At 48.9% G+C, this 24,479-nt stretch carries 22 protein-coding genes and 1 tRNA gene; 20 read left to right on the top strand and 3 right to left on the bottom strand.

What is annotated here, in order from left to right; translation table 11 throughout:
• The first annotated feature begins 36 nt into the window (after positions 1 to 36).
• Positions 37 to 435, top strand: a complete 399-nt coding sequence (locus DHU66_RS06415; RefSeq protein ID WP_108775053.1) for a hypothetical protein — start codon at positions 37 to 39, stop codon at positions 433 to 435.
• A gap of 78 nt (positions 436 to 513) precedes the next feature.
• On the opposite strand, the gene DHU66_RS06410 is transcribed toward DHU66_RS06415, so the two are convergent.
• A complete protein-coding gene (locus tag DHU66_RS06410) occupies positions 514 to 3,996 on the bottom strand; it encodes an ABC transporter ATP-binding protein/permease (protein WP_108775052.1) in 3,483 nt (1,160 codons plus the stop codon).
• A gap of 160 nt (positions 3,997 to 4,156) precedes the next feature.
• Between DHU66_RS06410 and DHU66_RS06405 the strand changes: the two genes are divergently transcribed.
• From DHU66_RS06405 to DHU66_RS06365, 9 genes are all read left to right on the top strand, one after another.
• The gene (locus DHU66_RS06405) at positions 4,157 to 5,500 is read left to right on the top strand and encodes an MATE family efflux transporter (RefSeq protein WP_108775051.1); all 1,344 of its coding nucleotides are present in this window, start codon (positions 4,157 to 4,159) and stop codon (positions 5,498 to 5,500) included.
• A 33-nt stretch (positions 5,501 to 5,533) separates the two neighbouring features.
• On the top strand, positions 5,534 to 7,012 hold the full coding sequence (locus tag DHU66_RS06400) for a C69 family dipeptidase (RefSeq protein WP_108775050.1): 1,479 nt from the start codon (positions 5,534 to 5,536) through the stop codon (positions 7,010 to 7,012).
• A 207-nt stretch (positions 7,013 to 7,219) separates the two neighbouring features.
• Positions 7,220 to 8,404: a M20/M25/M40 family metallo-hydrolase gene (locus tag DHU66_RS06395; RefSeq protein ID WP_167836295.1), complete on the top strand. Its 1,185-nt coding sequence runs from the start codon at positions 7,220 to 7,222 to the stop codon at positions 8,402 to 8,404.
• The gene (locus DHU66_RS06390) at positions 8,373 to 8,960 is read left to right on the top strand and encodes a C39 family peptidase (RefSeq protein ID WP_108775048.1); all 588 of its coding nucleotides are present in this window, start codon (positions 8,373 to 8,375) and stop codon (positions 8,958 to 8,960) included. Before DHU66_RS06395 ends, DHU66_RS06390 begins: the two co-directional genes overlap by 32 nt.
• A gap of 30 nt (positions 8,961 to 8,990) precedes the next feature.
• On the top strand, positions 8,991 to 10,610 hold the full coding sequence (locus DHU66_RS06385) for an ABC transporter substrate-binding protein (protein ID WP_108775047.1): 1,620 nt from the start codon (positions 8,991 to 8,993) through the stop codon (positions 10,608 to 10,610).
• 65 nt (positions 10,611 to 10,675) lie between these two features.
• Positions 10,676 to 11,656 carry an ABC transporter ATP-binding protein gene (locus tag DHU66_RS06380; RefSeq protein WP_108775046.1) on the top strand — a complete coding sequence of 327 codons (981 nt, stop codon included), beginning with the start codon at positions 10,676 to 10,678 and terminating at the stop codon, positions 11,654 to 11,656.
• Entirely contained in the window at positions 11,649 to 12,635 is a 987-nt protein-coding gene (locus DHU66_RS06375) for an ABC transporter ATP-binding protein (RefSeq protein ID WP_108775045.1), read from the top strand. Before DHU66_RS06380 ends, DHU66_RS06375 begins: the two co-directional genes overlap by 8 nt.
• Positions 12,632 to 13,588 (top strand): ABC transporter permease, encoded by a 957-nt coding sequence (locus DHU66_RS06370; protein WP_108775044.1) that lies wholly within the window; start codon positions 12,632 to 12,634, stop codon positions 13,586 to 13,588. Before DHU66_RS06375 ends, DHU66_RS06370 begins: the two co-directional genes overlap by 4 nt.
• A 1-nt stretch (position 13,589) precedes the next feature.
• Complete coding sequence (locus tag DHU66_RS06365) at positions 13,590 to 14,438, top strand: ABC transporter permease (RefSeq protein ID WP_108775043.1); 849 nt, start codon at positions 13,590 to 13,592, stop codon at positions 14,436 to 14,438.
• A 41-nt stretch (positions 14,439 to 14,479) separates the two neighbouring features.
• Here the strand turns inward: DHU66_RS06365 and DHU66_RS06360 are convergent, their stop codons facing one another.
• A complete protein-coding gene (locus DHU66_RS06360; RefSeq protein ID WP_108775042.1) occupies positions 14,480 to 15,451 on the bottom strand; it encodes an MYG1 family protein in 972 nt (323 codons plus the stop codon).
• Between the two features lie 32 nt (positions 15,452 to 15,483).
• Positions 15,484 to 16,347 (bottom strand): AraC family transcriptional regulator, encoded by an 864-nt coding sequence (locus tag DHU66_RS06355; RefSeq protein WP_108775041.1) that lies wholly within the window; start codon positions 16,345 to 16,347, stop codon positions 15,484 to 15,486.
• Positions 16,348 to 16,523: 176 nt separating this feature from the next.
• Between DHU66_RS06355 and DHU66_RS12540 the strand changes: the two genes are divergently transcribed.
• The 10 genes from DHU66_RS12540 to DHU66_RS06315 all read left to right on the top strand — a co-directional run bounded on the left by DHU66_RS12540 (position 16,524) and on the right by DHU66_RS06315 (position 24,479).
• Positions 16,524 to 16,646, top strand: a complete 123-nt coding sequence (locus DHU66_RS12540; RefSeq protein ID WP_280952626.1) for a hypothetical protein — start codon at positions 16,524 to 16,526, stop codon at positions 16,644 to 16,646.
• Positions 16,647 to 16,803: 157 nt separating this feature from the next.
• Complete coding sequence (locus tag DHU66_RS06350; protein ID WP_108775040.1) at positions 16,804 to 17,640, top strand: patatin-like phospholipase family protein; 837 nt, start codon at positions 16,804 to 16,806, stop codon at positions 17,638 to 17,640.
• A 32-nt stretch (positions 17,641 to 17,672) separates the two neighbouring features.
• Complete coding sequence (locus DHU66_RS12535; RefSeq protein WP_277009231.1) at positions 17,673 to 17,804, top strand: hypothetical protein; 132 nt, start codon at positions 17,673 to 17,675, stop codon at positions 17,802 to 17,804.
• A gap of 83 nt (positions 17,805 to 17,887) precedes the next feature.
• On the top strand, positions 17,888 to 18,574 hold the full coding sequence (locus DHU66_RS06345; RefSeq protein ID WP_108775039.1) for an AzlC family ABC transporter permease: 687 nt from the start codon (positions 17,888 to 17,890) through the stop codon (positions 18,572 to 18,574).
• Positions 18,571 to 18,891, top strand: a complete 321-nt coding sequence (locus DHU66_RS06340) for a branched-chain amino acid transporter permease (RefSeq protein WP_108775038.1) — start codon at positions 18,571 to 18,573, stop codon at positions 18,889 to 18,891. Before DHU66_RS06345 ends, DHU66_RS06340 begins: the two co-directional genes overlap by 4 nt.
• 42 nt (positions 18,892 to 18,933) lie before the next feature.
• Positions 18,934 to 19,015, top strand: a tRNA-Leu gene (locus tag DHU66_RS06335).
• Positions 19,016 to 19,149: 134 nt separating this feature from the next.
• On the top strand, positions 19,150 to 21,150 hold the full coding sequence (gene glgB, locus DHU66_RS06330) for a 1,4-alpha-glucan branching protein GlgB (RefSeq protein WP_108775037.1): 2,001 nt from the start codon (positions 19,150 to 19,152) through the stop codon (positions 21,148 to 21,150).
• Between the two features lie 288 nt (positions 21,151 to 21,438).
• Positions 21,439 to 23,277: a glycoside hydrolase family 13 protein gene (locus DHU66_RS06325; protein ID WP_108775036.1), complete on the top strand. Its 1,839-nt coding sequence runs from the start codon at positions 21,439 to 21,441 to the stop codon at positions 23,275 to 23,277.
• Between the two features lie 10 nt (positions 23,278 to 23,287).
• Positions 23,288 to 23,881, top strand: coding sequence for a histidine phosphatase family protein (locus DHU66_RS06320; protein WP_108775035.1), 594 nt, complete (start codon positions 23,288 to 23,290; stop codon positions 23,879 to 23,881).
• A gap of 178 nt (positions 23,882 to 24,059) precedes the next feature.
• The gene (locus DHU66_RS06315; protein ID WP_108775034.1) at positions 24,060 to 24,479 is read left to right on the top strand and encodes a hypothetical protein; all 420 of its coding nucleotides are present in this window, start codon (positions 24,060 to 24,062) and stop codon (positions 24,477 to 24,479) included.

Here is a 24,479-nt window from a genome sequence, read left to right as displayed (position 1 = left end):
AATGAAGTGCTGTTTTTTACAAAATCAAAAAATTGAATGCATGTTATTCCATTATCCATACCGACTGAAAAAAAGGAATATCAGATCACATACCAGACACCATTTGATGATGTGAAAATTCCTGATGGAAAAAACAGTGCCACAGTTGAAAATACCTTTACTGAAGATGACAGGTATTTGGCAAAAGATCAAGAAAGAATTTCTCATGGACATTTTGGAGTAGCCAAGTGGTCTGAAAATAATAATGTTCTGGTGCAGGATGGAAGCACTACACTGCTGCAATGGGTTGTGAGAATTTCTTTTCCAGATAATAATGATGATCTTATCAGGCTGACTTATACAGATACAATGTCTATGGCACATGGAGATCAGGAAAAAGATGGTCTTCACTACACATCTCCTGAATTACTAAAAGAATTTGACTGTGTGGAATGATTGAAGTGAACCCCCCTCAGTTGGACAACAACTTAGGGGGTTCACTTCAGTGGAAATCAGTCCCTTATTTTATATGGGTTATTCAGATCTCAGTGCTGCTACGGGGTCGCTCTTTGCGGCTTTGCGTGATGGCAGCAGTCCTGCGAGAAGTGTTAACAGGATGGATAGTGCGATGAGGCCGATGGCTGCTGTAATTGGCAGGGAGGCGTTGATTTCTGTGGTGGAGAGAACATGGTGGATGATTTTGTTGCCTGGGATCAGGATGAGCAGGGCAGCAGTGATGCCGATGATGCCGGCTAATGCTCCTGTGATGAATGTTTCTGCGTTGAAGACTTCGGTAATGTTATGTTTGCTGGCACCGAGTGCTCTGAGAATGCCAATCTCTTTTCGTCTTTCCAGTACGGAGATGTAGGTGATAACACCGATCATGATAGAGGATACGATCAGGGAGATGGCTACAAAGGCAATCAGGACAAGGGATATTGTGTTGATGATGTCGGTGACGGATTTCATCATGGTGGCGACAAGGTCTGTGTAGATGATGACTTTGTCATTCTGGCCGCTGTCTTTCATTTGCTGGTTGTAGTCATTCAGGACATTCTTGATTGTGGTCTTGGCATCAAAGTCATTGGGATAGATATCAATTTCCGTTGGCTTGTTGAGATCTGCATATCCCAATGTTGCAAGGTTGGATTGTGCGGTTGTCTTTGTTGTGGACAGCATGCTTGACAGCATTGACTGCAGGCTGGATGCACTTGTGTTGATATGGATCATGTTGGCAAACGCATTCGTGTCAATATTGAACATGTTGGACATCTGTGACATCAGGCTTGTCATGCTGCTGGACATGGTATCTGACAGTTGTGTCATAACCTGGCTCATGACATTTGTCATTGCATTCTGGATCTGATCTGCAATGGTATTGCTGTAATTGCTCATGGAATCATTGAATTCCTGCACAAAGGCATTCTGCAGAGCATCCAGATCGATGAACTTGTTAATGTCTTTCTTCAGGACATCTGATGCCAGTTCTGAGCTCATCCAGGTCTGGAAGGAGCTGATCACATCATCTGTTGATACAGCACCTTCAGTTTTCTTAGCGTAGTCGTTGTAGCTGTTGGTGAAGGCTGAGATGATGTTTTTGATATCATCATCACTCAGATCAAGATTACTGATGGCATCCTTCATCTTTGTTCCTTCATCCTGCATGGTCTTTCTGGTGCTGTCATCAGAGAGGTATGCTTCTAACTGCTCTGCAAATGTTTTGTCAGCCAGGTTGTTTTTGATCACATACTCCGGGAAGCCTTCCATGATGCTTGTAATGACTTTCTGCAGGTTATCAGGCTGTAAGGTGCCGCTGGCATCTTTCTGAATGATCGCCGCCACAGCCTGTTTGAATGCCTCTTTTCCTTCATCCGACTGGATCCAGCTGGAGAAGGAGGAGGCGAAGCCTGAAAGTGTATCGGGATTCTGGCTTGTATAGCTTTGGTAGAGATCTGTGAATAATGTTTTCAGATTATCCTGGGTGATGGTCAGATTGGCTTTTTTCAGGATGTTGTTGAGCTGATCTGTTGTAAACTGCGGGGTGGCTTTCTGCAGTGCATTGGTGTCAATCAGATTTGAAAGATCAATGTTATCGAAATTCAGCTGGCCTGGATCAAAGTCAAGCTGCAGGTTATCAGGATTGATACTGAAGGCATTGGTCAATGCATCGGTATCTACTGAGATCAGATTTTCCAGAGAGAAGTCACTGTTTTTTTCATCATTGAACGACTTGTTGGTGAAGATATTGATGCTGGGATTGGCAAGCTGTGCCTTGACGGCATCAGACTGTGATGCCCGTTTGATGACTTCCTGGGTCAGATCATTGGTATAGCCGACACCGGTGGAAAGGCTTGTGACTTTGACATCACTCTTAGGCACTGCCACACCAACGATCGTGAGATCAATGCCATTGTTTACTGCATTTTTCAATGTCTCTTCATCAGAGCTGTTGTCGACATAGACATTGTTTTCTGCGTTGTACTGATACAGATCACTTGGGGAGATAACTTTGAAGCTGCAGCCAATGAATTTGTCATAGCTGTAAATGTTGTCATCTTCTGTTATCGAAACAGCTTTGTTGTTCTCCTGATCCTGCTGGATCTGTTCATACTCGCTGTAATCCTTGATGCCAAGTTCATACAGCAGTGTATCGTTGATGGAGCCATCATTGTTCAATACCAGTATTGCTTCATTGGCATTGGCTGGCCAATGGCCTGTTTCCAGATTGTACTGGTCACTGTAAAGATCTGAGGCCGCTGGCAGTTGGTAAAAATCAGAACTGCTGCCCGAGAAGCTCATCATCATGCTGGAAGAAGCATTTGCACTGACCAGATAGTCCTTGTCATTCTGGACAAGATAGATTCTCGGGGTGATGCCATATTTGTATTCAATCGCTCTGGCATGATCCTGGATCGTTTCATTGCTTTCCAGATACGTCTTCAATGAAGATAGGTCATTGTCAGATGTTTCCTGGCTCTGCCTTGCCAGGGTGTTTTTTACCTCTGCGCCAGTGGCATCGGGATCGGCAGTGGCACTCATCTGACTTTCGGAATCACTCCTGGCACCGTTGATCATGGCATCCATATCCATGCCAAGCTCATTGATCTGCAGGGGATATTCACTCATGGTTTCGCGTTCTGTTCTGCGGATGTAGATCTGGACGCCATTGGAGATGGACATGATCAGGGCAATGCCGATGATGCCGATGGAACCGGCAATGGAGACCAGCAGGGTCCTGGCTTTCTTGGTGCGCAGGTTCTGGAAGGACAACTGCAGGGCGGTCAGAAAGTTCATGGAAGATTTACCGGTCTTTTTAACAATGGCCTGTTCATTCTCGATGATATATGGATTGGTATCCTTGATCAGATGTCCGTCTTTGATGGTAATGATGCGGGTGGCATACTGATGGGCAAGATCCGGATTGTGGGTAACCATGACAACCAGTCTGTCCCTGGCAACTTCCTTGAGCAGTTCCATGACCTGAATGCTTGTTTCGGAATCAAGGGCGCCGGTAGGTTCATCTGCCAGGACGATCTGTGGATCATTGACCAGGGCTCTGGCAATGGCGACGCGCTGCATCTGGCCGCCTGACAATTGGGCGGGTTTCTTGTGGATCTGATTTCCCAGACCCACTTTTTCCAATGCTTTGACTGCCCGGTCATGGCGTTTTTTGCCGGAAATGCCGGAAATTGTCAGAGCGAGCTCAACATTGGCAAGAATGGTCTGATGGGGAATGAGATTATAGCTCTGGAAGACAAAGCCGATCATATGGTTGCGGTAATAGTCCCAATCCTTATCTTTATATTTACGGGTGGTCAGACCGTTGATAATCAGCTCGCCGCTGTCATAGCGGTCTAAGCCGCCGATGACATTGAGCAGGGTTGTCTTTCCGGATCCGGAAGGACCAAGAATCGCTACAAACTCATTGTCGCGCAGATTGACGCTGACCCCATCCAGTGCTTTCTGAACCAAATCACCGGTTCTGTATTCCTTTTTGACATTTCTGATCTGCAGCATACCCCAAACCTCCTGTTGCGTTCCATAGTGTAGCATGTTCACAGCCGGTTTGTTCTTAAGAAAGCTTTCAGAAACACTCATGCAGATCCGGCCGGCTGACATGTTTCTGGTATATACTTAACGTGCTTTTTTTTTTTTTACGAGGAGAGGGGTGCACAAAATGAAAAAGAATGATCTGACACAGGGGAATCTGAAGGTGCAGATACTGCTGCTGGCGATGCCGCTGGCTTTCAATGGCATTCTGCAGCAGCTGTTCAATGCAGCAGATGTGGCTGTGGTGGGGCAGTTTGTAGGCAAGGAAGCGATGGCGGCGGTAGGTGCCAACGGGGCGGTAATCAATATCATGATTACACTGTTCATGGGGCTTGCCCTTGGTGCCAATGTTGTCATATCCCGCTTTACCGGTCAGAAGAACCGGGAACAGGTAGAGAACAGCGTGCATACAGCAATTCTGGTCGCCTTGATCAGCGGCGTCATTGTGACCATCTTCGGGGAGGCCTTTGCCCGCATGATTCTGCGTGCCATGTCTGTTCCGTCAGATGTTCTTTCTATGGCGGTATTGTATCTGCGTGTCTATCTGATTGGCATGCCGGTTATTCTTCTGTACAACTTCGAGTCTGCCATCTTTCAGTCCCAGGGGGATACCAGAACCCCTCTGTATGCCCTGATTGCCTCGGGCATTGTCAATGTCTTCCTGAATCTCTTCTTTGTCCTGGTGGTTCATATGACGGTTGACGGTGTGGCAACGGCAACGGTTATTTCCAATGTCATTTCTTCTGCCGTTCTGTTTGTCTGCCTGTGCAGGGGCAGGCTGCCGGTGACCATTTCCCGCAGCCGTTTCCATATCAATGGAAGTATCATCCGTGAAATGGTCCGCATCGGCCTGCCTGCCGGCATTCAGGGCATGGTCTTTTCCGTCTCCAACATCATTATTCAGTCCGGCATCAATTCACTTGGCACCGATGTTGTGGCAGGCTCAAGCGCTTCTGCCAATCTGGAAATCATCGGTTTTTATCTGGTTGACAGTTTTGCCCAGGCATGCACGACTTTTGTGGGACAGAATTATGGTGCCGGCGATCTGAAGCGCTGCCGTGAATCTCTGAAGTGGTCGCTTCTGGAGAGTATTGTGATCGGTGGTTCTGTATCGATGCTGCTGGTGGCGTTGGGAAGGCCTCTGCTGCATATCTTTAATCCGGATCCTTCGGTGATTGAATATGGGATGATGCGTCTGGAAGGAATTCTGCCCTATGAGATTCTCAATGGGGCAATTGATGTGATTTCAGGGGCGATGCGTGGATATGGTGAATCGATGAAACCGGCGATTGTCACGCTGGTTGGTGTATGCGGGGTGCGTATTACCTGGATCTATACGTATTTCCAGAGTCATCAGAGATTTGATGTTCTGCTGCGGGCGTATCCGATGAGCTGGATTGTGACGCTTGCCATCATGTCCGTGATGTATGTTGTGATGCGCAAAAACGGCCTTGGACAGCAGCGTGCGTGATACAATTGCATTGTTTTCAGGAGGAATACAATAATGCCTTGTACAACATTGTTAGTTGGTAAAAAAGCAACATATGACGGGTCAACTATGATTGCCCGCAATGATGATTCACCTTCCGGTGTTTTCATGCCGAAGAAGTTTGTGGTTGTGCATCCGCAGGAACAGCCGCGTCATTACCGTTCGGTGATCTCTCATGTCGAGATTGATCTGCCGGATGATCCGATGCGCTATACGGCGATGCCCAATGCGGTGGATGGCAGCGGCATCTGGGCAGCAGCTGGCGTCAATGCGGCCAATGTGGCCATGACTGCCACCGAGACCATCACGTCCAATGAGCGTGTATTAGGTGCTGATCCGCTGGTTACGCTGCAGAAGACAGACGGCAAGGAAACCGCCGGCGGCATTGGCGAAGAGGACCTTGTTGTGTTAACGCTGCCCTATATTCATTCTGCCCGTGAAGGTGTCAGACGTCTTGGCAGCCTGTTGGAAAAATATGGCACCTATGAAAGCAATGGCATTGCCTTCAGCGATCATGATGAGATCTGGTGGCTGGAAACGATTGGCGGCCATCACTGGATTGCCAGAAGGGTGCCGGATGAATGCTATGTTGTCATGCCGAATCAGTTTGGCATTGATGCCTTTGACTTTGCGGATGCCTATGGTGCGCAGAAGGACTATATGTGCAGTGCGGATCTGCAGAACTTTGTGCAGGATAATTTCCTGGATCTCAGCCTGGATGGCAATTTTGATCCGCGTGCTTCCTTCGGTTCCCACAGTGATGCGGATCATGTTTACAACACGCCGCGGGCATGGTGGATGGAACGCTTTTTGAATCCGCATACATACCGCTGGGATGGAGAAGATGCAGACTTTGGCCCGACCAGCGATGATCTGCCGTGGTCTTTGGTACCGGAAAGAAAAGTTACGGTGGAAGATGTGAAATATGTGCTGTCCGGCCACTATCAGAATACGGAATATGATCCGTATGGCAGCCATATGGATCGTACCCGCATGGGTGCGTACCGCTCGATCGGCATCAACCGCAATGATTTCCTTGGCCTGTTCCAGATCCGTGGATACATGCCTGCGGAATACCAGAGCATTGAGTGGATTGCGGAAGGTTCCAATGCCTTCAATGCCATTGTGCCGTTCTATGGCAATGTGGAGACAACACCGGATTACTTTGCCAATACGACAAAGACAGTCAGCACGGACAACTTCTACTGGTCCAACCGTCTGATCGCAGCATTGTGTGATGCCAGCTACCATACTGCCTTTGTGCATGTGGAGCGTTATCAGGAGAAGGTGCTCTCGCTTGGCCACCAGCTGATCAAGCAGTATGACGGGCTGCATCAGGATGTTTCGAATCCTGGTGAGGCTGCGAAGCTGAATGAGAAGGCCAATGAAGAGATTGCGGCAATGGCAAAGAAGGAAACCGATGCTGTGCTGGACAAGGTACTGTATGCGGCAAGCAACGGCATGAAAAATTCTTACTCGCTCTCTGACAACTGATGCAAAAAGATTCTTTCATGCATGTATCTTTTTCATTGACATGGAAGTCGAATCCAGTAAAATAATAGCGAAATGAAAACGAACAGACTCTGTACATGCTGTATGAATATGAAAACTGACGCGCTAAGATTCTGCGTGGTTTTTGGCTGATATTCGTACGATACGGAGATTTCAGGCGGAAGCGCAGGCTTCCGCCTTTTTATGTTTATGGGAAAGAAAGGGGAGAGCGGTATGACATTACCGGATGCAAATCGTCTGACAGATCAGTTTCTGGCATTTACAAAGATTGATTCGCCAAGCTTTCATGAAGGTGAGATGGCTGCTTATGTGAAGCAGGTATTTCAGGATCTTGGCATTGTGCTTCATGAGGATGATGCCAACAAGTATTATGGTTCTCAGACGGGCAATCTGTATGGCTGCTGGCTGGGCACTCTGCCGGGTGAGCCCATTCTGTTCATGGGCCATCTGGATACGGTGGAGCCTGCGTATGGACGCCATGCAGTACTGCATGAAGACGGCACGATCACAAGTGCCGGCAATACGGTGCTTGGGGCCGATGATCAAAGCGGTCTGGCTGAGATCGTCGAGGCCATCCGATGTATCCAGGAAAGCCATACAGCTCACAGGACCATTGAATTTCTGATCACCTTTGGTGAAGAAGCCTTTGACAAGGGATCACGAAAGTTTGATTTCTCCCTTTTGAAGGCCAGACAGGCTTATACACTGGACCTGGAAGCACCGGTTGGTACAGCTTCTTTGTGGGAGCCGACGCTGATTTCCTTTACAGTGGATATCAGGGGCCGCAGCGCGCATGCCGGCTTCAATCCGGAAAAGGGCATCAATGCTTTGACGGCATCGGCTGAATTGATTCATTCCCTGCCGATTGGCCGGGTGGATCCGGTTACGGTGCTGAATATCGGCATGATCAGCGGCGGTACAGCTGTCAATGCAGTACCTGATCATGTGGTGATGAAAGGTGAGCTGCGCAGCCGCAATCATGAAAAGGCACTGTCATTGCTGAAGAAGATTCAGGACAATGCGGCTGAAAGTGCTGAAAAGATTGGGGCAAAGGCATCTGTAGACTATGAGATCGCTCTGCATGAGTATTGTATCGATGAGAAAGAACCAGTTGTGAAACGGTATGAAGCAGCCTGTGAAAAAGCAGGCATCAAGCCTGTATTGAGCGGGAGTTTCGGCGGCAGTGACAATAACCAGTTTGCCCAGCATGGGGGAAGGGGAATTGTGATTGCCAGTGCGATGTACAACTGTCATACCGTGCATGAGTATACGCGCATTTCTGATATGGTTCAGGTGGCGCGTATTGTGATGAATCTGATGACGATGGAGGAGGATGAGAAAGATGAAGCTGCCGTTACAGTATCAGATCAGTGAATATGACTGCGGTCCGACATCTTTGCGCAATGCAATGGCTTTCCTGATGGAGCGTGAAAAGATGCCGCAGGAAGTACTCTGTGCCATCATGAACATCTGCCTGGATGGCTATCATGCCCACGGTACCAGGGAACCGGTTTCCGTACATGGCACTTCAGATGATGCAATGATGACTTTTGCCGGCAAGTTCAATGACATTGCCAAAAAGGATCATCTTCCTTACCATGTGGATGTGGTCCTGGATACAGATGTCAATACGCACAATGCTTTGATCCAGAATGCCTTGCACAATGGCGGTGCTGTAGTTGCCAAGGTCATGGTTGACGTGGCTCACTATGTGCTGATGACGGGGGAAAAGGATGATACAGTGCGTCTGTTTGACCCGTATATCCCAGAGAAGCCGTATCATCATGAAGGGGTGACATGGACGTATGATCATCCGCATTCTTACAATGTGGAGGTCAAAGCAGATTATATGGATCGCAATGACACCGAATGGTGGTCATTTGGAAAGATGGATGAGCGCATCGCGCTTGTATTCAGTTGTGATGCGTAACAAAATATAAAACATATAGGAGAAAAAAAGATGAAAGGTTTTAAGAAAGTTGTCACAGGTGCCCTGGCAGCAGTGTTGTCGCTGTCACTGGCTGCCTGCGGCCAGAGTGCTTCCACCCAGGCAACTGCCTCTGCTGCTGCATCAGACACGGTAAACATTGGTGTTACCGATACCCTGAGCACATTGAATCCACTGAACATGGACATGACCTTTGTGAACTACTATGCGACAAGCTTTGAATTCCTGCCGCTGATCTCACTGGACAAGGATTATCAGCAGTACGGCATGATTGCAGATCCGATTACCACGGATGACAATCTCACATTCCACATTCATATCAAGGATGATGCCAAGTGGTCTGACGGCCAGGATATCACTGCTGATGATGTGATCTGGACGATTCTGAAGATGACAGCACCGGCGGTTGCCAATCCGTATATCAGCTTTGCCAATGTCAAGGGTATTTCTGATGACAACCTGTCCCCGGAGGGTGCAGATTCTCTGGAAGGCCTGGTCAAGACAGATGACAAGAATCTCGATATTGTCATGAAGAGTCAGATGGGCCTGAATACATTCCTGAATAACATCGGTACATGGCTGCTGATTCTGCCCAAGCATGCACTGGAAGATACACCGGATGATGAGCTGCTGACAAGTGACTGGTTCAATGCACCGACGGTTGTGTCCGGTCCTTACAAGGCAACAAGTGAAGACTTTGCCCACTATGTCACTTACGAGGCAAATGAGAATTACTTTGCCGGTGCACCAAAGATTGCCAAGATGAATATCCGCATTGAGGATTCTTCTTCTCTGCTGGCTGGTCTGCAGTCTGGTGAGATTGATCTGACACATCCTGCTTTCTCCAATATGCCGGTGGAAGACCGCAAGACGCTGGAAGGTCTGAGCAATGTGACAACAACGTATTCTGATCCGATCACGGATGAGATGACATTCTTCAATACCAAGAATGTACCGGATGCCAAAGTCCGTCTGGCTATTGTAGAGGCTATTGACCGCAATACGATTCTGGATCAGATTCTCGGCGGCAAGGGTGAGATCGTCGATGGATTCGTTGGTTCTCATTCACCGTATTATGATGCTTCCAAGCCAACCATTCCGTATGATCCTGACAATGCCAAAAAGCTTCTGGAAGAAGCCGGCTGGGACAGCAGTAAGTCTCTTGAGTGGTACGTATCCAGTTCTGATACATCCATGACCCGTGCTGTTCAGGTCATCAAGGAAGAACTGGCTCAGGTTGGTGTCACCATAAACATCAATACCGTTGATTTCTCGACATTGATGTCAACTGCGGCAAGCAATTCCTTTGATATCTTCTCTGTTCAGTATACAATCACACCGTCAGACTACTACGCCGATGGCACGTATCTGGTTGATGCGGATGACAGCTGGACCGGCGGATGGAAGAATGATGAAGTGGATGCGCTCTTTGCAAAGACCCAGGAAACAACAGATACTGCTGAGCTGACAAGCATCTATCTGCAGCTGGATGAAATTCTGGAACAGGAAGTGCCGCTGTTCTCGCTGTACTTCATGTCCAATTCGGGCAGTGTGAACAACCGCATCAAGAATGCCTCACCGACATTCTTTGGTGCCTTCAACAATATCCAGGACTGGGAGATTGCGCAATAACATATGGCAATGCTGCGCTGGGGAACTTCCCCGGCGCATTTGCCTTATTAGAACAGGAGAGACTTATGGATAGTCTGCTGGATGTGTCAGATCTGCAGGTGCGGTTTCGCAGTGATTTCGGCGACCGTATTGTCACGGATCATATCTCGTTTCATGTAGCACCGGGTGAAATTCTCGGTATTGCCGGAGAATCCGGTTCAGGCAAGTCAGTGACCAGCCTTTCGGTCATGGGACTGCTGCCAAAGAATGGATCCGTGATCTCAGGCAAAGCAATGTTTGATGGCAAAGATCTGTTCGCCATGTCAGACAAGGAACTGGACCAGATCCGGGGAAAGGACATCTGCATGATCTATCAGGATGCACTTGCTTCACTGGATCCGGTGTTTACAATCGGTTCACAGATGTCTGAAGCAATCCGACATCATGTAGAGCCTGACAAGAAGAAGGCAAAGCAGATTGCCCTGGAATGGCTGGACAAAGTCGGCATTCCGGATCCTGCGGATGCGTACCGCAGCTATCCGTATGAGTTTTCCGGCGGCATGCGGCAGCGAGTCATGATTGCCATGGGGCTTTCCTGCCATCCGCGCCTGCTGATTGCGGATGAGCCGACCACGGCCCTGGATGTGACCATCCAGGCACAGATCATGAAGATTATTCGTGATCTTCGCAGCAAGCTGGGCATGTCTGTCATCCTGATCAGTCATGATCTGGGTCTGATTGCCCAGAATGCGGACCGGGTCATGGTCATGTATGCCGGCCAGTTTGTCGAAATTGCGGATGTCCGTGAGCTCTATCATCACCCCCAGCATCCCTATACCCGGGCTCTGCTTGCCAGCGTGCCGGATATTCATGACCAGCAGGATCGTCAGCTGTATTCCATTCCCGGCAGTGTGCCGCAGGATTATACAAGCATGACGGGATGCCGTTTTGCGTCAAGATGTGCCTTTGCCACAGAAGCGTGCAAGGCAAAGCAGTCATTATTTGAGAAGACACCGGGACACTGGGCAGCGTGCATCCGGTCACAAAGAGGTGAGCTGGATGAGTGAGACCGTACTGCAGGTAGAGAATCTTTCCAAACGGTATGAAGCGGAAGGATCTGCCGTGCTGAAAAAGAACCGGAAATATATTCAGGCCGTGGATCAGATTTCCTTTGAAATTGGCAAAGGAGAGACGCTTGGCCTGGTGGGAGAATCTGGCTGCGGCAAGTCAACAGCCGGCAGAATGATTGTCGGCATTGAAAAGCCTGATGGCGGCAAGGTGACCTTCCTGGACCATGATATCGGCAGTATGAGTGCAAAACAGCTTGCTCCGATCCGCACCCAACTGCAGATGATCTTTCAGGACAGCTATTCCTCTTTGAATCCCCGCAAGCGCGTTTATGATATCCTCAGCAAGCCAATGCTGTACCATCATCTGGCGGATCAGAGCAATGTGCAGCAGAAGGTCAAAGATCTGCTGGATATGGTCGGCCTGCCTGCAGATGCCGCATATCGATATCCCCATGAATTCTCCGGCGGCCAGAGACAGCGTATTTCCATTGCCAGAGCACTGTCTCTGCAGCCAAAGCTGATTGTATGTGATGAGCCGGTATCGGCACTGGATGTGTCCATTCAGGCACAGATTCTGAATTTATTGCGCCGGATCCAGAAGGAAACCGGTGTTTCCTATCTTTTCATCGCCCACGGCCTTGGTGCTGTGCATTATGTGTCGGACCGGATTGCGGTCATGTATTTAGGCAGAATTGTGGAGATCGGCACAAGCCAGGATGTGTTCCACCATGCTTTGCATCCATATTCCATCGGCCTGATTGATGCGGTGCCGGTGGCAGATCCGGATCAGAGAATGTCAGATGACAAGATCATGGCAGGTGAGGTTGATGCGGCGCAGGATGCCGGTATCGGCTGTAAGTTTGCGCCGCGCTGTCCTTTTGCAAAGAAGATGTGCTTTGAAAAGGTGCCGGAAATGAAAGACTATGGCAATGGCCATCAGGCTGCCTGCTTCAAGGTGGAAGGGGTGCTGAAATGATCCGCTACATTGGCAAAAGACTGTTCTATGGCCTGATCACCCTGATCGGCATTACGGTCATTGACTTCATCCTGATGAATATGGCCGGAAATCCCATTGAGATTCTGGCCGGCTCACCAAAAGTATCCAAAGAAGCCCTGGCGATCCGTGCTGCCCAGCTTGGCCTGGACAAGCCGGCATGGCAGCAGTACTTCATCTGGATCAGGCAGATCCTGACCGGCAACTTCGGCTATTCCTACAAATCTTATCAGTCCGTTAGTTCCATGATGCTTTCACATCTTGGACCAACCCTGATCCTGATGGGAACCGCCTTGCTGATTTCAATGACGATTTCAATCATCTTTGGCATCTACAGTGCGGTTCATGCCCATACAAAGCGTGACTATTCCATCGTTTCACTGGCATTTCTGGGCCAGTCGGTGCCGGGATTCTTCATGGCACTGCTGCTGATTGATCTGTTCTGTGTCAAGCTGGGCATCCTGCCAAGCTCCGGTATGCGCAATCTGTCTGATCCCGGCAATGGCGTGCAGCTGCGCTATCTGATTCTGCCGGCACTTGTCTTGGCACTTGGCCAGGCAGGCAATGATATCCGCTACATCCGTTCTGCCATGCTGGAAATATTGAACCAGGACTATCTGCGCACCGTTAAAGGAAAGGGCGTCGGCAGAAGAATTCTGATTTACAAGCATGCATTGCGCAATGCATTGATTCCGATTGTGACCGTGTTTGGCATGGAGATTCCAGGATTATTTGGCGGCTCCATCATCATTGAGCAGATCTTCTCCTGGCCAGGTCTTGGCCTGATGACAATGAATGCCATTTTGCAAAGAGACTATCCGGTCATCATGGCAACCTGTCTTTTATCAGCAGTGGTCGTGCTGGCTGCCAACATTCTGACCGATATTCTCTATGCGGTCGTAGATCCAACGGTCAAGCTGGGAAAGGAGGACTGACATGCACGAGAGTTTTGCCCACAGTGTGTGGCGCCGCTTCAAGCGGCATAAAGCCGGTGTTGTCTCTTTGATCATCCTTGGCATCATCATTCTGACTGCCATTCTGGCACCAGTGCTTGCCCGTCATGATCCCAATGCCATCAACCCTGCTTTCTCCAGTGCGCCGACCGGTGAATACTGGCTGGGTACTGACCAGATGGGCAGAGATGTCTTCTCCCGGCTGCTGTATGGCACCAGAGTCTCTTTGACGGTTGGCGTATTGAGTACATTGCTGGCAACCTCCATCGGTACCGTGCTGGGCTTGCTGGCAGGTTACTTTGGCGGTGCAGTGGATATGATCATCATGCGGATTACCGACATGATCATGTCATTTCCCTACATCATGTTAATCCTGGTTGCCGGCGTCATTTTCAAGCCGGGCATGTGGATGATCATCATCATCCTGGGACTGATCGACTGGCCGGGGGTAGCCAGACTGGTGCGCGGCGAAGTGCTCTCTTTGCGTGAGAAGGACTTTGTGCACAGCTCTGAGATTGCCGGCATGCCGAAATCCTATATTCTGTTTTCGGAAATCCTGCCTAACTGCTTTGCACCGATTCTGATCTTCGGCACAGGCGTCATGGCGATCTCCATCCTGGATGAAGCATCGCTGTCCTTCCTTGGCATGGGCATCCAGCCTCCGCAGGCGTCATTGGGCAATATGCTCAATGGTGCCCAGTCCATCACCGTACTGACAAGTATGCCGTGGCTATGGCTTCCACCGGGATTAATGATTGTCATCCTGGTTGTATGCACCAACTTTGTCGGTGATGCCCTGCGGGATGCGATGGATCCAAATGCAGTTGAGTAATATGAAAAGAACGCCGGCGGCGTTCTTTTTTATGCTTCTGATCAGTGACTGCAGGCTATGGCTGCCATCTGCAGCGCATCTGCTTCGGTTTCACATCCTGCCAGGAAGCCTGAGACATGACAGAACTGTGCAGTTTCCACACCGGATACTTTCTGCAGTTCTTCATAGCGCAGGCCGTACCATTCTTTCGGCAGAGGATGGCGGTAGCTCTTGCGGTCATCGATGTTATTGAGAGCACACTGCACATTCCAGCCCCCGCGCAGGGCAGGATAGACGACATACCAGATGTCTTTTGCCTTAGGGTCATTCTTCATCCTGGTCAGGATGCCTTCCCATGGTGCAAACTGGTTCATGATCATGATGTGGTTGGCAGAGTAGGAAATGCACTGCAGGACGTAATCTTTTCCATCCAGAGAACTGATGATGGAATCCAGACGGTTGAGCAGGATATCCTTGGCAAAGCTCAGGGCATCCATAAAGGCACTGTAGTAGTCATAGTCAGAGTTCCAGGCTGGATTGAAGTCCTTGATCATCTGGGTGATTGTAAAGCCGGTTCCCTGGACACTGAGCAGTTCTTTCTGCTGGTCTGCCGGAATGTTCGGCATCTTTTCCAGGGCTCCCTTGAGCGGATTATAGCCATTGTCAGCCGCATCAATACCCATGATCAGGGAGCTTTCCAGGCGCTCATAGACCTGGTCATAGTATTCCTCAGGGCAGTTCTGCGCTTCCAGAATTTCACGGTAATATTTCCTCCAGACAAGGCCGCAGGCCGCATAAGGAATGTCCGTGCCGGGATGGGTGCCGTTGGCTTCCTTGTTTTCGGGAGAATGGTGGTCCAGTTCTCCTTCACCGATATCAAAGATGATCCAGCCATCCTTGTTTTCAGGAATCTTCGTATCCGGTCCGCGGGTGACTTCAATCTCCTGGCACATCAGGGAAATCAAAGCCGCCGCAAAGACATCATCCGCATGAAAAATGCCATCATGGGTATATAGTTTCTTTTTCTGGTACATGCATGTTCTCCGATCTTTGTATGTATTCTATCTCATTCTTTTCTGGCTGCCAGTGCATTTTTACGCCACTGGGATGGAGTGGCATGGTACTGGCGGCGGAAGCACTTGGTAAAGTAGCTCATTTCCGAGAAGCCGCAGGATGTACCAATATCTGTAATATTCATATCTGTCTGCTTCAGCAGCTCACTTGCCTTCAGCAGGCGGTACTGCAGCAGATACTGCACAGGCGTCGTATGGATGGTTGCCTTGAAGCAGCGGATACATTCCGAGACACTGATATCTGCTGCTGCAGCAATCTGGGCAACTGATAATTGACGGGTATAGTTGTTTTCAATGCAGTCCAGCATCTGCCGGATGCGCAGTTCATTGCGCATATCCTTCTGACTCAGGCCAGTATGAACGACGTTCTGGCGGCCGTACAGGTCAAGTATGATGAAAGAAAGCTCATTGCGCAGCAGGAATTCAAAGCCGGTTGTGCGGTACTGCATGATGGCAAAGGCAGCTTCCATGTGCGTGATGCTTTCCTTGTCAGCGTCCTGATCATGGTGCAGATGCTCAAAGGCATAATTGCGGTTATGCACAATCGGATTGATGTAATTGAGCCAGTAAATGCTGTCACGCGATCCGCCGACCAGTCTTGGTGCAAAGCGGATATTGTACAGCAGCGTATATGTGCTTCCTTGATTGATAAAGCGGTGGCGCGCCTGACTGTTGATAAAGTAACCATCCCCCGGCATAAGATGTATGGTATGATCTTCCACATGAAGCGTCATGGTCCCCTCCAATACCATGCCGACTTCCATTTCTTCGTGCCACGTCCAGTCAGTACTGTCTTCCGGCTTGACATGATGGATCATCATCACTGCCGGCAGCAGTGCATCATTGATTTCACTCATTTTTCCTCCCCCGAATCTGACAATATTTTACAACTTTTCCGGTTATAATGTTCTAATGCGTTGAGGAGTATCTGCGTATACTAATTCGTGCCGAAAGAGAAACATCTTTCGTGAGATACAAACGATTGATATGCGAAGGGGAGAAGCCAGCCGCCCGGATTGCTGAAAGGGCTGTGATGTGGAAAGTTCATGCCGAAGATGCGGCATTTTTTTATGCCTTGTTCTCACTTGCGGCTGTGGCAGCCTGCAGAAAGCTGCGGGATAACAGGTATTCCGGTATCGCAATCATCTGGTGGTAAGGATGCAGATCTGCAGTGCTGACTTCTTTCTGATGTCACTGTGCTGAAATCACAGAGATCTTCATGCCGCAGATCGCATCAGTGATGACATAATCGGCTGTTTGTTGTTGAAAGTGCATGTCAGTTGCGATAATTTTGTGAACAAAAGGAGATTGTCATGATTGGTGTGATTGATGTTGGCGGCGGCCTGCGCGGTTCTTATGGTGCCGGTGTGCTGGATGCCTGTCTGCGCAAAGGGGTTCACTTTGATTATGGTGCCGGCGTATCGGCGGGAAGTGCAAATATATTGAGCTATCTTGCCGGCCAGATGGGCAGAAACTATACCTTCTATACAGAATACACATTCCGGAAGGAATACATGAGTCTGGCTAATTTTCTCAGGACAAAGGACTATCTGGGCCTGGATTATATTTATGGAACGCTGTCAGATGATGGCGGTGAGTATCCGATTGACTATGATGGCATCATGAATAATCCAGCAGATTTTGCGGTTGTGGCAACGGATGCTTTGACCGGGAAACCTGTGTATTATGCCAAAAAGGATTATCAGCGCAATGATCTTGGTTTCCTGAAGGGATCCTGCTGTGTGCCGGTGGCAGATCAGCCGTATCCATACCGTGACCATCTGCTGTTTGATGGAGCACTGAGTGATCCGATTCCTTATGAACACTGCTTTAAAGCAGGCTGTGACAAAATTGTGGTGATTCTGACCAGACCGCGGGATGAAGTGCGTTCCAATGAGAGTGATGTGCGGCTTGCAAAGCTGTTGGAACATAAGTATCCGGTGGCAGCAGAAAACATGAGAAACCGGATTCCTTTGTATCAGAAGAAGCTGCAGGAATGCTTTGCGTTGGAAAAGGAAGGCAAAGTACTGATTGTGGCACCGGATTCTATTGGTCAGATGAAGACACTGACCAAGGACAAAGCAGCAATCAAGGATCTGTATGTCAAAGGCTTCCATGATGCGGATTCGATCTGGGACTTTGCGGGATGAAATGCTATACTAATGACAAGAGGCAATAGACGATGAGCGAACAGGGAATTGCATTGGGTATTGTATTTGGCATCATTGCATTGATCATTCTGCTGGTGATCATGACCGTGTTTATCTGGACCGGCGCATTGACAGCCGTTGAAAACGATGAAGAGAAGAAGTGAGGAACGAAAGATCCTTTTCTTTATTGCCAGTAATCAGGAAAAAATATAGGAAAAAACTATAGATACCTGATAAAATCGATGCAATGAAACGGAATGAAACACTGAAATTTGCACTGATGAAAACCGCACCCATTGCGGTTTCTTACTTTTTTGTGGCAATGTCCTTCGGCCTGTTGATGAGCCAGAATGGCTTTCCATGGTATGATGCCGTACTGGCCAGTGTGTTTGTCTACACAGGTGCCTTTCAGTTTGTGCTGGCATCGTTTCTGTCTGCCGGCACACCGCTGTTAACCATTGTTCTGACAGCACTGTTCATGAACAGCCGTCAGGTATTTTATTCCCTGTCATTTCTGGATGATTTCCGCAGCTGCGGAAAGATGTTTCCCTATATGGTTGGCACATTGACCGATGAAACGTACTCTCTGTACAGCTCTATTGACCGATATCCGGATCATGTGGACAAGTATGCGGCAATGAAGGAAATTGCTTTCCTGTCTCATTTTTGGTGGATTCTGGGCACTTTTGCCGGTGCCCTGGCAGGCTCCTTACTGCCGATTTCCATCCGCGGCATTGACTTCACACTGACAGCACTGTTTCTGACCATCGTCATGGACCAGTGGCAGAAAGCAGAGGATCATATACCGGCATTGACAGGCTTTGCATGTGCGATTGGCTGCCTGGTTGCCTTTGGTCCGTCCCGTTTCATTCTGCCATCCCTGATTCTGACCAGCGGCATCCTGCTGGCACGCAATGAAAGGAGGCACGCATGAACAATTCCTATGCATTGTTTGCCATACTGCTCTCTGCCATTGTGACTTACAGCCTGCGTGCTTTGCCATTTGCCATTTTCCGTGACGGCAAAATGTCACCGATCCTTTCACGGCTGGCCATGGTACTGCCGGCTGCGATCATGGCAGTGCTTGTGGTTTATGGTCTTAAGGATACATTAAGCGCGGACTGGACCGTGTGGGCTGCGACAATTGCAGGCTGCGGCAGCGTCATGGCACTGCATGCCTGGAAGCACAATACGATTCTGTCTGTTTTTGCAGGAACAGCAGTATACATTGCACTGCTGTACCTGCTGTAGCATCTTGACGGAATCGTACCACGTGCTATAATGATTCGGCACGCACCGGTGGTGGAATCGGCAGACACGTACGCTTGAGGGGCGTATGGGGCAACCCGTGCAAGTTCAAGTCTTGTCCGGTGCACTTGAAAGACGCAGTCATGTGGCTGCGCTTTTTTCTTGCTTTTGTCTCATGTAACCCCTCTCTTTCCCGTTCAAAATATGATACAGTATATTCAGAAATTGAAATATAAATGAGTGCTTGAGGGAGGCATGATCATGGCAGACAAATCATTAGCCGGCAAGAAACCTGCAGTACCGTTGGATCCTGTTTTTATTACGGAAATGGATCGGTATCTGTTTGGTGAAGGCAGAAATTATAAGTGCTATCAGAAGATGGGTGCACATAAGGCAAAGCTGAATGGTGTATCCGGTATGCATTTTGCTGTGTGGGCACCGCATGCAAAGGCAGTGTCGATTGTGTGTGACCGCAATGAATGGCAGCCTGGCAGAAACTACATGATGCCTTTGGAGACATCCGGCATCTTTGAAGGTTTTATGCCGGATATGGATTTTGGTGAGCTGTACAAGTATGCAATTGAAACACAGAGCGGCGATACGATCTTCAAGGCAGATCCGTATGCGTTCTCGGCTGAATTAAGACCGGGCACAGCATCGAAAACAGCCGATATTGATTCGTTTATCTGGCATGATGAAGCCTGGATGAAAGACCGTGCGTCCAAGGATACGTACCGGCAGCCGCTGGCAATCTATGAGTGCCATCTGGGTTCCTGGAAGAAGGAAGTGACGCCGGAAAATCCGGATGGTTTTATCAACTACCGCAAGCTGGCCAGAGAGCTGGTGGACTATGTGAAGTGGATGGGCTATACGCATGTGGAGCTGATGGGGATTGCCGAGCATCCGTTTGATGGATCCTGGGGCTATCAGGTATCTGGCTATTATGCACCGACATCCCGTCATGGCTCTCCGCAGGACTTCCAGTGGATGGTGGATTATCTGCATGAAAATGGCATCGGCGTGATTCTGGACTGGGTGCCTGCCCATTTCCCGAAGGATGCCTTTGCCCTTGCGGATTTTGATGGTCAGCCGCTGTATGAATATCCGGATCCCCGTATGGGTGAACATCCGGACTGGGGCACGAAGATCTTCAACTATGGCAAGAATGAGGTGAAGAACTTCCTGATTGGAAATGCCCTGTACTGGTATGAAATGTATCATATCGACGGACTGCGTGTAGATGCAGTAGCTTCGATGCTGTATCTGGATTATGGCCGCAAGGATGGTGAATGGATTCCAAATAAGTATGGCGGCAATGGCAACCTGGATGCGATTGAGTTCTTCAAGCATCTCAATTCTGTGATCCGCGGCCGCCATGATGGCACGATCATCATTGCCGAGGAATCGACCGCATGGCCTAAGATCACAGCTGCACCGGAAGATGAAGGCCTTGGCTTTACGTACAAGTGGAATATGGGCTGGATGCATGACTTCCTGGATTACATGAAGCTTGATCCGTTATTCCGTAAGAATGCCCACAACAAGATGACCTTTGGCATGTCCTATGCCACCAGTGAGAAATTTATTCTGGTACTGTCACATGATGAGGTTGTGCATCTGAAGTGTTCCATGATTGAAAAGATGCCGGGTCTTGGCCATGACAAGTTTGCCAATCTGAAGGCAGGGTATCTGTTCATGTTCGGTCATGCCGGCAAGAAACTGCTGTTCATGGGCCAGGATTTCGGCCAGTACCATGAATGGGATGAGAAAGTGCAGCTGAACTGGGAACTGTGCGATCAGCCATACAACCGGGAACTGCTGCTGTTTGTCAAAGATCTGCTTGCCATGTACAGAGAATATCCGGCAATGTATACACTGGATGATTCCTGGGATGGCTTTGAATGGATCAATGCGGATGATGCGGACCGCTCCATCTTCTCCTTTGTGCGCAAGGACGGTACCGGCAGGCATAATCTGCTGTTTGTGATCAACTTTACGCCGGTGGAAAGAAAGGACTACATGGTCGGTGTGCCATGCCCTGGCCGCTATACGCTGATTCTCAATGAGAACGGTGCCGTGAAGGATGACAAGGTTAAAAAGCTGTACAATGCCCGCAAGGGTGAATGTGACGGCAGGCAGTATCATGTGAATTATCCGCTGCCAGGCTATGGCTGTGCGGTATTCCGCTATAATGATGCAAAACCGGCAAAGAAAAGAAGCACGGCAAAGAAAAAAGCAGGAACCAAAGCCAAGACAAAGTAATGCGTTCATGACACAGATGCAGGAAAAACGGCATCTGTGTTTTTGCGTACACCTGACATAAGTCTGAGGGAACACAAGCCCCTGGAAGCTATAGTACATTAGCGCTTAGGCGGGGAGGTTCACATCTCCATGATTATCATTACGGTGCTGGTATGACTGCCGTGTCATTCATCTGTGTCAGCAGCAGGTGCAGCCGCATCCTTTCTTTGCACCGTGATGGCCATGCCATGATCTTAAGATCACAGGAACAGGAGAAATTCTGCTCTTTTTCTGTGCTACACTGTGGCTATGAAAAACAGGAAACTGACGATGGACAGTACCATCCGGGATGTATATGCCAACCCAATCGGCCACGACATCATTGCCAAGATTCTTCTGCAGGCAGGCCTGCCTTCTTTTCTGGTGGAAAATCCTGCCGCATCTCATCTGAAACTGAAATGGCTTGTCAAGCCTTTGTCCCATCTGCTGGATGCGGATTTCTGGCCGGCCTTTCTCAAACTGGTCAATCAGGAAGAAGAGGCTATGCAGGAAGACGGCCAGCCGGGTGACAGGCGCTGGTGGAAGTCGGCTGTCTTTTATCAGATTTATCCTTCTTCCTTCTGTGATGGCAATCATGATGGCATTGGTGATCTGGCCGGCATCATATCAAAGCTGGACTATCTGCAGGATCTTGGCGTGGATGCACTGTGGCTATGCCCGATTTATGATTCACCTATGGATGACAATGGCTATGACATCCGTGATTATCATGCCATCAATCCGCGCTTTGGCACAATGGCACAGTTTGATGCGCTGCTCAAAGAAGCACATCAGCGCGGCATGCGGCTGATCATGGACCTGGTCGTCAACCATACAAGCGATGAACACCCATTCTTCCAGAAAGCACTGGCGGATGAGCATAGTCCGTATCATGACTACTATTTCTTTTCTTCATCAAAGAGCGTGCCCAACAACTGGACATCGTTCTTCTCAGGCAGCGCCTGGGACCAGTATGGTGACCGCAGAGAATGGGCATTGCATCTGTTTGCAAAGAAACAAGTCGATCTTAACTGGGACAATCCGGCTGTGCGCCATGATGTATGCACGATGGTGAACTGGTGGCTTGACAAAGGCGTGGATGGATTCCGTCTGGATGTGATCAATTACATCAGTAAGGATGCCGGCCTGCCGGATGGCGATGTGTCGGTTGGAAAGCTGATGGGCTATACCGGCATTGAGCACTACTACTATGGCCCTCACTTGCATGACTACCTCCATGAGCTGCATGAAAATGCCTTTGGTCCGCATGATGCCTTTGCGATTGGTGAGACGCCGGGTCTGGGCATGCAGATGGCAAAACTGGTTACCGATGAGCGGCGCAAAGAACTGGACATGATCTTCTCGTTTGATCATCTGGAAACACCAGGACATGTGCGCTTTGAAGATTACCGCTATGATCTGAACTATCTGCGTGATTATCTGATTGACTGGTCAGCACATTATGGCAGCCACTGCTGGATGTCACTGTTCTATAACAACCATGATAATCCCCGCATGGTATCCAAGATTGATCCCAGTGGGAAATACCGCCGTGAAATCTGCCTGCTGCTGGCGGTGATGCAGATGACGCTGCCAGGCACGCCGTTTGTCTATCAGGGGGATGAAATGGGTCTGGCCAATTATGATTTTCATTCGATCCATGATCTGCATGATATTGAATCATTGCGGTATTACAAAGAACATGTCTCGCTTGGAGAAGATCCGGATGATGTATGGAAGCGTGTCAAGGCAGGCACGAGAGATCACGCCAGAGTGATGCTGCCATGGAATGAAGAAAATCCTGTCCAGAAGGAAGATCCGGTTGTATGCAAGGCATATCAGGATCTGATCAGGCTGCGGCATTCCTGTGATGCACTTGTCTATGGTTCCTTTCATGTGCTGGACAGACGTCATGACAGGTTTGTTTATCTGCGCCGGGATGATGAGGAGACATATCTGATTGACTGCAGCTTCTCTGCAGAAAAACAGGAACCATATCCCATCCACTATAACTGGACTCTTGTATGGCCTTCCTGCCTGTATGACCACAAGCTGGGACCGTATGGGGCAAGAATCTGGAAACGGATAGATGACAGAAAGATAAAGTGAGGAAATACAGATGGATAAGACACTTGTACTGGTACGCCATGGCCAGACGCTGTTCAATATGGAAAACCGTGTGCAGGGATGGTGTGATTCTCCGCTGACTGAAACAGGCAGAGCGCAGGCTGCATTGGCCGGGAAGACGCTGCATGAAGCGGGCTATGTATTTGATCACGTCTATTGTTCAACGGCAGAGCGGGCCTGTGATACGGCTGAAATTGTCGGTGGCATGCCCTATGTGCGCTGCAAGGATCTGCGGGAAAGATGCTATGGCAGAATGGAAGGAGAAAGCCGCCGGATTTCTCATTGCATTCCTGCTGAGATGCGGGATGCCTTCTATACTGCCATGGGCGGCGAATCCCGTGCCCAGGTACAGCAGCGTGTTTATCATCAGCTGGAACAGATCATGCAGAAAGAAGATCATCATACAGTTCTGGCTGTCAGCCATGGTGAGTCAATTGCCTGCATGATTGAGATGGTGCTGAAAGAACAGGCAGATGTATTTCTGAAAGAACACCGCATTAAAAACTGCAGTATGACTATATTGTTATATTCTGAAAGGATGTTCCATCTGCAGAAAATGCTGTATATTCCAGAAGCTGCCAGCTGAAAATTCTATTCTTCCCTGACGTGTGCATGAAAGAATCCCCCGATGCCTGAAAAGTCTTGTCACATTTGACAAAAAAGCAGGTGAAACCTGAATTATTTATTCTATTCATTGATAAATGCCGATATAATATAGCCATAAGTTTGTGCCACTTTACAGCATTTAGAAAAGAGGAAATCATATGAAAAAAGGATCGGAGCTGTCGGTACTGGAGGCATTGCTGAGGCTGACTGATCGTGATCATTTTGTCACCCTGAGCCAGATTTCAAACTACATCAAGAAAGAGTTCGATTATGAAATTGAAAGACGCACTTTGTATTCTGATATCGAAATTCTCAAGATGCATGGATGGGTTGTGACCGGCTATACAGCCGATCATCCTGGCTATTCGATTGACAAGCGCAATCTGACCCCGAAGGAAGCTGCCAATGCTTTCCTTGCGACTGCCCGCAGTACAGGTGATAAAGTGAATCTGAGCGGTCTGCTGCATGCTTTGTCTTACGATTTTTCCAATTATCAAAAGGATGTTCTGAAGGATCTTCTGGAAGATACTGGTTATCTCAGCAAGGAAGATCTGGCTTATCTGACCGTCGAAAGATAA

Source organism: Lactimicrobium massiliense, assembly GCF_900343155.1.
In the GTDB taxonomy this organism is placed as follows: domain Bacteria; phylum Bacillota_I; class Bacilli_A; order Erysipelotrichales; family Erysipelotrichaceae; genus Bulleidia; species Bulleidia massiliensis.
The sequence above is the reverse complement of the archived record's forward strand: the minus strand, read 5'-3'. Positions and strand labels throughout refer to the sequence as shown.

Bases quoted from the DNA above. Each gene is read 5' to 3' on its own strand.
- DHU66_RS06415 (WP_108775053.1), top strand. From the start codon at position 37: ATGCATGTTATTCCATTATCCATACCGACTGAAAAAAAGGAATATCAG.
- DHU66_RS06410 (WP_108775052.1), bottom strand. From the start codon at position 3,996: ATGCTGCAGATCAGAAATGTCAAAAAGGAATACAGAACCGGTGATTTG.
- DHU66_RS06405 (WP_108775051.1), top strand. From the start codon at position 4,157: ATGAAAAAGAATGATCTGACACAGGGGAATCTGAAGGTGCAGATACTG.
- DHU66_RS06400 (WP_108775050.1), top strand. From the start codon at position 5,534: ATGCCTTGTACAACATTGTTAGTTGGTAAAAAAGCAACATATGACGGG.
- DHU66_RS06395 (WP_167836295.1), top strand. From the start codon at position 7,220: ATGGGAAAGAAAGGGGAGAGCGGTATGACATTACCGGATGCAAATCGT.
- DHU66_RS06390 (WP_108775048.1), top strand. From the start codon at position 8,373: ATGAAGCTGCCGTTACAGTATCAGATCAGTGAATATGACTGCGGTCCG.
- DHU66_RS06385 (WP_108775047.1), top strand. From the start codon at position 8,991: ATGAAAGGTTTTAAGAAAGTTGTCACAGGTGCCCTGGCAGCAGTGTTG.
- DHU66_RS06380 (WP_108775046.1), top strand. From the start codon at position 10,676: ATGGATAGTCTGCTGGATGTGTCAGATCTGCAGGTGCGGTTTCGCAGT.
- DHU66_RS06375 (WP_108775045.1), top strand. From the start codon at position 11,649: ATGAGTGAGACCGTACTGCAGGTAGAGAATCTTTCCAAACGGTATGAA.
- DHU66_RS06370 (WP_108775044.1), top strand. From the start codon at position 12,632: ATGATCCGCTACATTGGCAAAAGACTGTTCTATGGCCTGATCACCCTG.
- DHU66_RS06365 (WP_108775043.1), top strand. From the start codon at position 13,590: ATGCACGAGAGTTTTGCCCACAGTGTGTGGCGCCGCTTCAAGCGGCAT.
- DHU66_RS06360 (WP_108775042.1), bottom strand. From the start codon at position 15,451: ATGTACCAGAAAAAGAAACTATATACCCATGATGGCATTTTTCATGCG.
- DHU66_RS06355 (WP_108775041.1), bottom strand. From the start codon at position 16,347: ATGAGTGAAATCAATGATGCACTGCTGCCGGCAGTGATGATGATCCAT.
- DHU66_RS12540 (WP_280952626.1), top strand. From the start codon at position 16,524: ATGTGGAAAGTTCATGCCGAAGATGCGGCATTTTTTTATGCCTTGTTC.
- DHU66_RS06350 (WP_108775040.1), top strand. From the start codon at position 16,804: ATGATTGGTGTGATTGATGTTGGCGGCGGCCTGCGCGGTTCTTATGGT.
- DHU66_RS12535 (WP_277009231.1), top strand. From the start codon at position 17,673: ATGAGCGAACAGGGAATTGCATTGGGTATTGTATTTGGCATCATTGCA.
- DHU66_RS06345 (WP_108775039.1), top strand. From the start codon at position 17,888: ATGAAACGGAATGAAACACTGAAATTTGCACTGATGAAAACCGCACCC.
- DHU66_RS06340 (WP_108775038.1), top strand. From the start codon at position 18,571: ATGAACAATTCCTATGCATTGTTTGCCATACTGCTCTCTGCCATTGTG.
- glgB (WP_108775037.1), top strand. From the start codon at position 19,150: ATGGCAGACAAATCATTAGCCGGCAAGAAACCTGCAGTACCGTTGGAT.
- DHU66_RS06325 (WP_108775036.1), top strand. From the start codon at position 21,439: ATGAAAAACAGGAAACTGACGATGGACAGTACCATCCGGGATGTATAT.
- DHU66_RS06320 (WP_108775035.1), top strand. From the start codon at position 23,288: ATGGATAAGACACTTGTACTGGTACGCCATGGCCAGACGCTGTTCAAT.
- DHU66_RS06315 (WP_108775034.1), top strand. From the start codon at position 24,060: ATGAAAAAAGGATCGGAGCTGTCGGTACTGGAGGCATTGCTGAGGCTG.